This window comes from Bradyrhizobium sp. AUGA SZCCT0160 (genome assembly GCF_018130105.1).
Lineage (GTDB): Bacteria > Pseudomonadota > Alphaproteobacteria > Rhizobiales > Xanthobacteraceae > Bradyrhizobium.
Genome location: NZ_JAFCMD010000007.1, coordinates 189841 through 201356, shown reverse-complemented (window position 1 = coordinate 201356; position 11516 = coordinate 189841). Strand labels below are relative to the sequence as shown.

The following is an 11516-nucleotide window of genomic DNA, read 5'->3' as shown; positions in this document are numbered from 1 at the left end:
GATGTGCCGGGCATTCGCACTCCGCTCGGACGTTGAGCAGGGCGCGCGCTGACAAAGAGTTTCGAATTTGCTGCCGGTGACGATCGGCACGCGAGGAGAAGACGATGAACCAAGAAATTATGAATCTCTTCAATCCGACGACGCCGGCTCAGGTCTTCGACCAGATCCGGATTTCGATTGCGTCTCCGGAGAAGATTCTGTCGTGGTCGTATGGCGAAATCAAGAAGCCGGAGACCATCAACTACCGTACCTTCAAGCCCGAGCGCGACGGCCTGTTCTGCGCCCGCATCTTCGGGCCGATCAAGGACTACGAGTGCTTGTGCGGCAAGTACAAGCGGATGAAGTACAAGGGCATCATCTGCGAAAAGTGCTCGGTCGAAGTGACGCTCTCCCGCGTCCGTCGCGAGCGCATGGGCCATATCGAACTGGCGGCGCCGGTCGCGCACATCTGGTTCCTGAAGTCGCTGCCGTCCCGCATCGGCCTTCTGCTCGACATGACGCTGAAGGATCTCGAGCGGATTCTGTACTTCGAATATTACGTCGTGCTGGAGCCGGGCCTGACCGCGCTCAAGGACCGTCAGCTGCTGTCGGAAGACGAGTATCTGAAGGCGCAGGACGAATACGGCCAGGACAGCTTCACCGCCATGATCGGCGCCGAAGCGATCCGCGAGCTGCTCAAGGGTCTCGAGCTCGAAAAGCTCGAGCAGTCCCTGCGCGCCGAGATGCAGGAAACTGAATCCGACATCAAGCACAAGAAGCTCGCCAAGCGCCTCAAGATCGTCGAGGCGTTCCGCTATTCCGGCAACAAGCCGGAGTGGATGATCCTGACCGTGGTGCCGGTGATTCCGCCGGACCTGCGTCCGCTGGTGCCGCTCGACGGCGGCCGCTTTGCGACCTCGGACCTCAACGACCTCTACCGCCGCGTCATCAACCGCAACAACCGCCTGAAGCGGCTGATGGAGCTGCGCGCGCCCGACATCATCATCCGCAACGAAAAGCGCATGCTGCAGGAGGCCGTCGACGCGTTGTTCGACAACGGCCGCCGCGGCCGCGTCATCACCGGCGCCAACAAGAGGCCTTTGAAGTCGCTGGCCGACATGCTCAAGGGCAAGCAGGGCCGCTTCCGGCAGAACCTGCTCGGCAAGCGCGTCGACTATTCCGGCCGTTCGGTGATCGTGGTCGGTCCCGAACTGCGGCTGCATCAGTGCGGCCTGCCGAAGAAGATGGCGCTCGAACTGTTCAAGCCGTTCATCTATTCGCGGCTCGACGCCAAGGGTCTGTCCACCACGGTGAAGCAGGCCAAGAAGCTGGTCGAAAAAGAGCGTCCCGAGGTCTGGGACATCCTCGACGAGGTCATTCGCGAGCATCCGGTGCTGCTGAACCGCGCGCCGACGCTGCATCGCCTCGGCATTCAGGCGTTCGAGCCTGTCCTGATCGAGGGCAAGGCGATCCAGCTGCATCCCCTGGTCTGCGCCGCGTTCAACGCCGACTTCGACGGCGACCAGATGGCCGTGCACGTTCCGCTGTCGCTCGAAGCGCAGCTGGAAGCGCGCGTGCTGATGATGTCGACCAACAACATCCTGCATCCGGCGAACGGCCAGCCGATCATCGTGCCGTCGCAGGACATCGTGCTCGGCCTCTATTACGTGTCGATCATGCGCGAAGGCCTGCCCGGCGAGGGCAAGATCTTCGGCGAGATGGCCGAACTCGAGCACGCCCTGCATTCGAAGGTCATCCACCTCCACACCAAGATCAAGTACAGGTGGGAAGGCATCGACGATACCGGCAAGGTGTCCAAGCGCTGGATCGAAACCACCGCGGGCCGCGTCATGCTCGGCAATTTGCTGCCGAGCTCGGCGAAGATTTCGTACGACATCATCAACAAGCTGATGACCAAGCGCGAAATCTCCGGCGTCATCGACCAGGTCTACCGTCACTGCGGTCAGAAGGAGACGGTGATCTTCTGCGACCGCATCATGGCGCTCGGCTTCTACAACGCGTTCAAGGCCGGCATCTCGTTCGGCAAGGACGACATGGTCGTGCCGCACTCCAAGTGGAAGATCGTCGACACCACCCGTACGCTGGCGAAGGATTTCGAGCAGCAGTACAATGACGGCCTGATCACCCATGGCGAGAAGTACAACAAGGTGGTCGACGCCTGGTCGAAGGCGACCGAAGAAATCGCCAAGGAGATGATGAAGGAAATCTCCTCGACCAAGAAGAACGCCAAGGGCGCCGACGCCGACATCAACTCGATCTACATGATGGCGCATTCGGGCGCGCGCGGTTCGCCGGCCCAGATGCGTCAGCTCGCCGGTATGCGCGGCCTGATGGCCAAGCCGTCGGGTGAGATCATCGAAACGCCGATCATTTCCAACTTCAAGGAAGGTCTGTCGGTGCTCGAATACTTCAACTCGACCCACGGCGCCCGCAAGGGTCTCGCGGACACCGCGTTGAAGACCGCGAACTCGGGCTACCTGACGCGCCGTCTGGTCGACGTGGCGCAGGACTGCATCATCACGCAGGACGATTGCGGCACCAAGCTCGGCATCAAGATGCGCGCCATCGTCGATGCCGGCACGGTCGTGGCCTCGCTGGCGTCGCGCATTCTCGGCCGCACCGCGGGCGAGGATCTGCGCGATGCTGCGACCAACAAGGTCGTGGTCAAGCGCGGCACGCTGATGGAAGAAATGCATGTCGACGCCATCCAGCAGGCCGGCATCCAGGAAGTGAAGATCCGCTCCGCTCTGACCTGCGAACTCGTCAACGGCATCTGCGGCAAGTGCTACGGCCGCGATCTGGCCCGCGGCACGCCGGTCAACCATGGTGAAGCGGTCGGCGTCATCGCGGCGCAGTCGATCGGTGAACCCGGCACCCAGCTGACGATGCGAACGTTCCACATCGGCGGCGCGGCGCAGATCAACGAACAGTCGTTCATCGAGTCGAACTTCGACGGCAAGGTGACCATCAAGAACAAGGCCATCGCCAAGAACAGCGAAGGTCATCTGATCGCGATGGTCCGCAACATGGTCGTTGCGATCACCGACGCCGACGGCACCGAGCGTGCGACCCACCGCATTCAGTACGGCGCGCGCATGCACGTCGATGAAGGCGACATGGTCAAGCGCGGCCAGCGGATCGCGGAATGGGATCCGTACACCCGTCCGGTTCTCACCGAAGTCGAGGGCACCATCGGGTTCGAGGACCTGGTTGAAGGTCAGTCGATCTCGGAAACGCTCGACGAATCCACCGGTATCGCCAAGCGCGTCGTCATCGACTGGCGTGCGTCGCGTGGCGGGGCGGATCTGCGTCCGGCCATCGTGGTCAAGGGCAAGGACGGCAAGGTGCTGAAGCTCGCGCGTGGCGGCGATGCCCGCTACATGCTGTCGGTCGACGCCATTCTGTCGGTTGACACCGGCGCGAAGGTGAAGGGCGGCGACATCCTGGCGCGTATTTCGACGGAAAGCGCCAAGACCCGCGACATCACCGGCGGTCTGCCGCGCGTCGCCGAACTGTTCGAGGCTCGCAAGCCAAAGGATGCGGCGATCATCGCGGAAATCGCGGGCACGATCCGCTTCGGCCGCGACTACAAGAACAAGCGCCGCATCTCGATCGAGCCGATGGACAAGAACGAGGAGACCAGGGAGTACCTGATCCCCAAGGGCAAGCACATCCATCTGCAGGACGGCGACATCGTCGAAAAGGGCGATTTCATCGTCGAAGGCAATCCGGCACCGCACGACATCCTGGCGATCAAGGGCATCGAGGAACTCGCGGCCTATCTGGTCAACGAGATCCAGGAAGTCTATCGGCTGCAGGGCGTGCTCATCAACGACAAGCACATCGAGGTGATTGTCCGTCAGATGCTGCAGAAGGTCGAGATCACCGACCAGGGCGAGACCGACATGATCTCGGGCGAGCAGGTCGACAAGATCGAGTTCGACGCGCTCAACCTCAAGGCCAAGGAAGAGGGCAAGAAGCCCGCCACGGGAACGCCGGTTCTGCTCGGCATCACCAAGGCGAGCCTGCAGACCCGCTCGTTCTTCTCGGCGGCCTCGTTCCAGGAGACCACCCGCGTGCTCACCGAAGCCGCCGTCAACGGCAAGGTGGATCCGCTGGAAGGCCTCAAGGAGAACGTCATTGTCGGCCGGCTGATCCCGGCGGGCACCGGCGCCTCGATGGCCAAGATCCGCGAAGTCGCGGTCAAGCGCGACAAGCTGATCCTCGACGAGCGCGAGAAGCAGGCTGCGATCGTGCCGACCGCTCCGGAAGCGGAACCGCTGGCGCTGCCGCCCGCGGAATAGGGCTTCCGCACGAATAGGCTGTAAGAGAAAAGGCCGGCGCAAGCCGGCCTTTTTGCTGCGGTTGGCGTTCACGTGTCGCTGTGACACCGCCCGGTTCCGTCAAACGGGGCGGGGAAGCTGGCTGTCCTTTGTCGACGGCGCGTCCTGGTGCTTCACCCGCAAAGCGGGGGCGTGCTATCAAGACGTGAATCGTACCCGGGCAACCATTTTCACGGTTTTCCATGAGCGAAATGGATCATTCAGAGCAATTGATCGACCGCATTTACGAGGCGGGGCTCATTCCTTCGCTTTGGCCGGCCGTGCTTGGCGAGCTCGGAGCGGCGACCAGCGGTAGCGGTGGGTTTATGTTCGCCGTGCGGGACGGATACGTCAGCGCGGTCAACTCAGTCGAATATGATGCGACCATGCCGCTGTTCTTGAACGACGGATGGAGCGAGCGCGATCCGAATCTGCCGCGCGCCATCGCGCTGAATCATGCAGGCTTCCTCACCGACGGCGATCTGCTCTCGGACGAGGAAATTGCAACCAACGACGTCTACTGCAATTTTTATCGCAAATACGGCCTCGGCTACCGGGCCGGCACGATCATCCCGATACCGAGCGGCGATTCCGTCGCAATCGTCGTGCCGCGGCACCAGGATCTTGGTCCGGTGCCGCGCGAGATCGTAACCTTCCTGGATGGACTGCGGCCGCATTTGGCGCGGGCATCGCTTACGGCAAACCGCCTTGGCTTCGAGCGCGCACGCGCCCAGGCGGACGCGTTGCAGGCGCTGGGCCTGCCCGGCGCGGTGCTGCGTGCGCGCGGCCAGGTATTCGCGGCCAACGGCCTGTTCGAAGCCTTGATGCCGTCGCTGTTTGAAGACCGTGCCGAGCGCGTGACAATGACGGACATAACGGCGGATGCGCTGCTGGCCGAAGCGCTCGCCGCGCGGCCTCTTGGGGATCGCCGGATCATCAAGTCCATACCGGTTGCCGCGACGGCAAATTATCTGCCGATGGTCTTGCACGTCATTCCCGTCCGTGGGGCCGCGCGCGACATCTTCACACAAGCGACCGTGCTGCTTGTGGTGACGCCGGTCGATCGCGCCGCGGTGCCGACCGCCGAAGTCCTGCAGGGCCTGTTCGACCTGACGCCGGCGGAAGCGCGTGTGGCGCGCGGCATCAGCGAAGCCCGCACGGTCGAGGTACTCGCAGGGACGCTTGGTGTCAGCCGCGAAACGGTCCGCACCCAGCTCAAGTCGGTGCTCACGAAAACAGGCCTTTCGCGGCAGCAGGAACTGATCAGTCTGCTCGCCGGCAAGGCGTTCCCGAAATAACAGAACGTCCGCGGGAATCCGAAGGCATACTCCACGTCCGCGGGAATAAGGCCGGCGGTTCCGCTTGCCGCCACCGTGGCTGTGAATCCACACATGGCGACTCCCGATCAGCCGCCGGCGCCGAAACCCCGTAAGAGTACGGATTCGGATGAAAAAGCGCAGTTATGGCGGCTCCCTGGCGCTTTCCGGCATTGCTGCGATGCGCGGACTTGCTTTGTTCATCTTCCCTTCAGGGTGAAAAGCGCTTTTGCTAAGGAGACTTAAACCGGCCGCACCTGGGGGCCGTCGGGAACTTGCGGAAAACACATGCTCGATCTTGCAATCGTAGGCGGCGGCCCCGGGGGGCTGATGAGCGCCTGGTATCTGAAAAAGAAGCTCGGCGATCTCTGCCGCATCACGATCTACGAGGCATCCGACCGGGTCGGCGGCAAGATCGTCACGCGCAAATTCGATTCGGCGCCGGCGATGTATGAGGCCGGCGTTGCCGAGATCTATGATTACTCGATGACCGGACCCGATCCGCTGCGCGAGCTGATCCAGCATTTCGGCCTGCAGACCATTCCGATGGACGCCGAGCAGGTGCAGTTCGACGGCGAACTCCTCAACGACGTGCAGGGCATGCGCCGCAAATACGGTGCGAAGACCGCAGCCGCGATCGAGGGCTTCCGCAAGCGCTGCAGCGATATGGTGTCGCCGATCGAATATTACGAAGGCGTCGGTGCCCATGACAACGAGCATCCGTGGGCCTACATGACCGCCGAGGAGCTGCTCGAAAAGTTCGTCGACGACGATACCGCCAAGCGCTTCTTCAAGGTGATGGCCCGCTCCGACATCGCGACCGAGCCGCACAACACCAACGGGCTGAACGCGCTGAAGAACTTCGTGATGGATGTCGACGGCTATATCGGGCTGTATTCGATCCAGAACGGCAACGAACAACTGGTCGATTGCCTGCGCAGCGAAGTCACGGCCGATATCCAGCTCAATCACCGGGTGCTCCAGGTCGGCAAGACGTCCTCCGGCCGCTATCAGCTCAACATGATGAACGGCAAGGGACCGGAGACGCGGGACTTCGATCTCGTGGTGATGTGCCTGCCGCATTCCTGGCTTGGCACGATGCGCTGGAACGGCGAAGAGCTGCGCAAGTCGATGGTCAAGCACGTCGCCTATTTCGACCGGCCCGCGCATTATCTGCGGGTCTCGATCCTGTTCGACGAACCGTTCTGGGGCGAGAAGATCCCCGGCGCCTGGTTCATGTCGGAGGCATTCGGCGGCTGCTGCGTTTACAACGAGGGCGCGCGCCATGACGTCGGCAAGCACGGCGTCCTGAACTGGCTGATCGCGGGTTCCGACGCGCTGGCGTTTGCCAATCTCAGCGACCAGGAACTGATCGACGCCGCGTTGAAGTCGCTGCCGGCGGCGCTCGGCAACGCCCGTGACTATTTCAAGGAAGGCAAGATCCATCGCTGGCTGTCGTCGGTGAACGCGCTGCCGGGCGGCTTGCCGGTACGCGACGTCATGACCAACCACCGGCCCGAGCCGAAGGAACATCCGGGGATCGTCGTGGTCGGCGACTATCTGTTCGACTCCACGCTGAACGGACTGCTCGACTCCTCCGACGCCGCCACCGACATCATCGTCTCCGAGATGATGCGGCTGCGCCGCGCACGCGCGCAGGCGGGCGGGGCGCTCTCCGACAAGATCGACCGCGATTATTTCCAGAATTATCGCGGGCTTGGCCCCTACAGCGAGGTCTGGCGCGAGTTTACCGACCCGGCCTATCTGACGGACCTGATCAAGATCGTCTGGAACCGGGCGAGGGGCTACAAGCTCCTGATCGCCGGATCCGCCAGCGGCGAATTGGTTGGCGCGCTGCGCGAGCGCGGCATCGACGCCTGGGGTATCGAAAACAACCGTACCATCCATGCCCGGACGCCGAAGGCGCTGAAGAAATTCAACAAGCTCGGCTCGATCGTCGATATGCCGTTCAAGGACGGCGAATTCGATTTCGTGTTCGAGACCAGCCTGTGCCACGTCGCGGAGAAGCAGGTGCCGCGTGCCGTGCGCGAGCTGAACCGGGTGATCAAGACCGGACTGCTGTTCGGCTCCGTCACGTCGGACACGCCGCCGGCGCTGATCGACCGCTACGACCTGCTGCGCGGGGTGAAGAAGCTCGGCACCTGGTGGGAATGGTCGGAGTTGTTCTTCGGCAACGGATTCGACCTCTCAATGCATCGCCGTGACGTCACCGATGCATTGTGGGCGGCGACGCTTGCCGCCAACAAGGGGCCGGGGCAGTGGTACGCCGACTCCGACAGCCTGCGTTATTCGTTTTTCGACAAGGTGGAGTCCGAAGACTGATCGGCAGCCGCCGGTACTCGGATTGTTTGGCAATTGTTTTGCCGAATTCATCCTGATCGCATAGGATCGGCGCGATAGCGTCCACCGCTATCGCGTTTCGATTTGCGGTCATGCCGGCCGTGCAGCATCGGTTGGTTTCATGGCGCCAAAGCCTCCTTCTTCGGATGATCAGAATCCCGCGCCAGCGGATGATCCTGAGCTTGCGAAGAGGCTCGCGCTCGAGGCTGTCGCCACTGGCAAGCCCGCCGGCGTGTCCGCCGCCGATGACGGCATAAAAGACAAAAAAGCCAACAAAGACGAGGACGACGACGAGCTGGAGCTCGACGAAGATGATGACGAGGACCTCGTCGTCTTCACCGCGAAGGAAGCTGCCGGCGCGATGGCGACGGTCTATGGCTTCGTCCGGCCGTATCTGGGCAGTTACAGGAAGCCATTGGCGATCGTCACCTTCGGCGTGCTGGTCGAGACGCTGTTCAACGTCATCATGCCGCTCAGCCTGAAATTCCTGATCGACGACGCGCTCGGCGAAGAGGATTTCCAGGCGCTGTACAAGATCCTCGGCGTGCTCGCGGTCGCCGGCATCATCACCTCGATCGTCGCGATCTGGTATGAGCGCTGGGATGCGCGGCTGGCGGCCGGCATCATTTCCGATGTCCGGACCCGGTTGTTCGAGCATGTCCAGAGCTTGCCGGCGGGCTATTTCGCCCGCACCAAGCGTGGCGAAATTCTCTCGCGCTTCTCGATCGACCTCTCGGCGTTCGAGGGGGCGGTCAAGACCTTTGCCAACAGCGCGGCGCTGCCGTTCCTGGAACTGATCGCCGGCATCATCCTGATGCTGTTCCTGAACTGGCAGCTCGCGGCCGTCGCGCTTCTGGTGTTTCCGATCACGCTGATCGGCCCGCGGATTTTGACGCCAAAAGCAGTGCAGGCCAATTACGAGCAGAAGCTGAATGAATCGGCGCTGCTCGGTACGGTGCAGGAAAACGTCGCGGCCCAGGCGGTGGTGAAAGCGTTCAGCCTGCAGCGCCGCGCGTTCGGCTGGTTCTCCCTGCGCAACCAGGATGTGCGCATCAAGACCGCGTCCGCGGTGTTCCTGTCGACCATGGTGGAACGCACCGTCACGATCTCGGTGCTGTTGCTGCACCTCGTGGTGCTCGCGATCGGCGCCTATCTCGCCACCAAAGGCCAGATCACCATCGGCACCTTCGTGACCTTCGAGAGCGCGTTCTGGGAGGTGTCCTACAACATCGCCCATCTGATGCATTTCATTCCGGTGTCGATCCAGGCGGCCGCATCGGTGCGGCATATGCAGGAACTGCTGGACGAGCCGACCCGCGGGGCCGACCGTCCCGGCGCGCCCGATCTGCCGCGCATCACCAACGACATCACCTTCGATCGCGTGACCTTCCAATACGAGGGCAGCGAGACCCCGGTGCTCGACAATCTCAGCCTCAAGCTCAACGCCGGCAAGCGCATCGCCATCGTCGGACCCAGCGGCTCCGGCAAGAGCACGCTGCTCAACCTGGTCCTGCGGCTCTACCAACCCGACGAGGGGCGCCTGACCATCGACGGCGTCGACGTCCGCCGGGTCACCCTGGAATCGCTGCGCGGGAGCATGGCGATCGTGTTCCAGGAGAACATGCTGTTCAACATGTCGATCCGCGAAAACATCCGGCTCGGCAAGGAAGGCGCGAGCGACGAAGAGGTCGAGGAGGCCGCCAGGAAGGCCGAGATTCACCAGTACATCATGAGCCTGCCGCAGAAATACGACACGCCGGTCGGCGAACGCGGCGACACGCTGTCGGGCGGCCAGCGCCAGCGCATCGCGATCGCGCGCGCCGTCATCCGCAATCCGTCCGTCCTGCTGCTCGATGAGGCGACGTCCGCGCTCGACCAGACCACGGAAGCTGCGATCAATCGCACGCTGCTGAAGGTCGCGGAGGGACGCACCATGATCTGGTCGACGCACCGCCTGACCTCGGTGGTCGAGATGGACGAGATTATCGTGATTTCAAACGGCAAGGCGATCGAACGCGGCTCGCACGCGGAACTGCTTGCCCGCAATGGCGCCTACCGCAGGCTTTGGGACGACCAGGGCCACAGGCCGCACAATGCGGCCGGTCAGGCCGACGACGACAATGAAGACGACGATGATGATGAGGACGAGGACGACGAGGAGTGAGCGTGGGTTTTTGATTCCGCGCTGATGGCCTTGCGTAGCCGTCGCAAATTGCCTTTGCCAAACCACGCCAGGAACCGCGCCAGGCGTTGTGCGCGCCAGTAGATGCCGCGGTCCAGCGTGACCTTGCGGAAGCTGAAGGCCTTCGCCATCGACCAGGCGTCGCAGGCCTGCTTGACCGGATCTTCGTAGTACGACGCTATCTTGGCCTCGCTCATGCCCTCGGTCGCCAGCCAGGCGGGAATATGGACGTTGCATAGCTGGGTGACGTCAGTGAGTACCTTGTCGGCGCCGGTGCCCGTGACGGGGCAGGTGGTCGCGAAGGCGTCGCCGACCAGGACGATGCCGGGCTGCCGATAGCCTGTGCTGACGTAAAGATCCGCCGGCCTGATCTTGACGTCGCCTGACACGGTATACTCGCCGGTGATGCGGCGCAGCCGCGGCAGCGCGGCATTCATGGTCTCGATCGGCTTTTGCCGCATCTCGCGCAGCCAGGGATCGTCGGCCTCACGATAGGCGAACAGATTGGCCCGCATCTTCGTGCCGACCGGAAACAGCGTCAGATAGGGGATACGGCCGCTCGGACGTTCCGAGAAATACGTCAGCGCGGGAAATGCGAAAGCGGCGCGACCGGCGGGCGCAAGGTCGAACCCGATCGAGATCGAGTGGCACGCGCTGATGATCTGGCGTTCGATGCCGAGATTGCGACGCAGCCCGATGTTCAACCCGTTGGCCAGCACCACCAGCCGCGCCGAGATCGATTCGCCGTTCGAGAGCGTGAGCTTCTGGCGATGGTCGCTGGTCGAGACATCCGTGACCTTGGCGTGGACCAGTTCGGCCGGTTTGGGGATTTCGGCCCGAATCGCCATGATCAGCGCGTCATACATGATGCCGAACTGCTGGCTGGGCCGCTTGTCGAGCAGATAGCCGGCCCGCGCGATCCAGTTTTCGCCGTCATGGGTGGTCGAACGCAGCAGCGAATCGGCGAATCCCGTCTTGTGCAAAAGGTCGACCTGGGTGCCGCCGCTCAGCTTTTCGACGCGAAAATCGAACGGAAAATTTTCATGCGGGTCGATCAGGAGCGTCGGAATCCCGGCGCGTCCGAGCATCGCGGCCGCGGTCGAGCCGGCGAGGCCGCCCCCGATAATTGCAACGTCGGTATACCGCATAGGAATTTCCGGCCTTGAAGGGCCAGTTTTGTGCCAGGAAAGGCAAATAAAGGCTTAGCTTGGCAATCCGCTTTGGACGGGAACCCGGGAATTATGTTTCTGAATATATTTACCCGGGTAAAATAACCGAGAATCGCCGGCACCGTTCGATTCGAGGAAGCGGGGAGTGCCGCCAATTTCGGTGCGC

At 62.5% G+C, this 11516-nt stretch carries 5 protein-coding genes; 4 read left to right on the top strand and 1 reads right to left on the bottom strand.

The window, feature by feature from the left end:
• The first annotated feature begins 104 nt into the window (after nt 1-104).
• The 4 genes from rpoC to JQ558_RS14460 all read left to right on the top strand — a co-directional run bounded on the left by rpoC (nt 105) and on the right by JQ558_RS14460 (nt 10163).
• On the top strand, nt 105-4304 hold the full coding sequence (gene rpoC, locus JQ558_RS14475; protein ID WP_212211797.1) for a DNA-directed RNA polymerase subunit beta': 4200 nt from the start codon (nt 105-107) through the stop codon (nt 4302-4304).
• A gap of 230 nt (nt 4305-4534) precedes the next feature.
• On the top strand, nt 4535-5620 hold the full coding sequence (locus tag JQ558_RS14470) for a LuxR family transcriptional regulator (RefSeq protein WP_212294006.1): 1086 nt from the start codon (nt 4535-4537) through the stop codon (nt 5618-5620).
• A 306-nt stretch (nt 5621-5926) separates the two neighbouring features.
• Nucleotides 5927-7981 carry an FAD-dependent oxidoreductase gene (locus tag JQ558_RS14465; RefSeq protein ID WP_212294005.1) on the top strand — a complete coding sequence of 685 codons (2055 nt, stop codon included), beginning with the start codon at nt 5927-5929 and terminating at the stop codon, nt 7979-7981.
• A gap of 139 nt (nt 7982-8120) precedes the next feature.
• The gene (locus JQ558_RS14460) at nt 8121-10163 is read left to right on the top strand and encodes an ABC transporter ATP-binding protein (protein ID WP_212294004.1); all 2043 of its coding nucleotides are present in this window, start codon (nt 8121-8123) and stop codon (nt 10161-10163) included.
• Here the strand turns inward: JQ558_RS14460 and JQ558_RS14455 are convergent.
• Complete coding sequence (locus JQ558_RS14455; RefSeq protein ID WP_212294003.1) at nt 10103-11329, bottom strand: NAD(P)/FAD-dependent oxidoreductase; 1227 nt, start codon at nt 11327-11329, stop codon at nt 10103-10105. The two genes, JQ558_RS14460 and JQ558_RS14455, sit on opposite strands and share 61 nt — an antisense overlap.
• Between the last annotated feature and the right edge of the window lie 187 nt (nt 11330-11516).

Bases quoted from the DNA above. Each gene is read 5' to 3' on its own strand.
- rpoC (WP_212211797.1), top strand. From the start codon at position 105: ATGAACCAAGAAATTATGAATCTCTTCAATCCGACGACGCCGGCTCAG.
- JQ558_RS14470 (WP_212294006.1), top strand. From the start codon at position 4,535: ATGGATCATTCAGAGCAATTGATCGACCGCATTTACGAGGCGGGGCTC.
- JQ558_RS14465 (WP_212294005.1), top strand. From the start codon at position 5,927: ATGCTCGATCTTGCAATCGTAGGCGGCGGCCCCGGGGGGCTGATGAGC.
- JQ558_RS14460 (WP_212294004.1), top strand. From the start codon at position 8,121: ATGGCGCCAAAGCCTCCTTCTTCGGATGATCAGAATCCCGCGCCAGCG.
- JQ558_RS14455 (WP_212294003.1), bottom strand. From the start codon at position 11,329: ATGCGGTATACCGACGTTGCAATTATCGGGGGCGGCCTCGCCGGCTCG.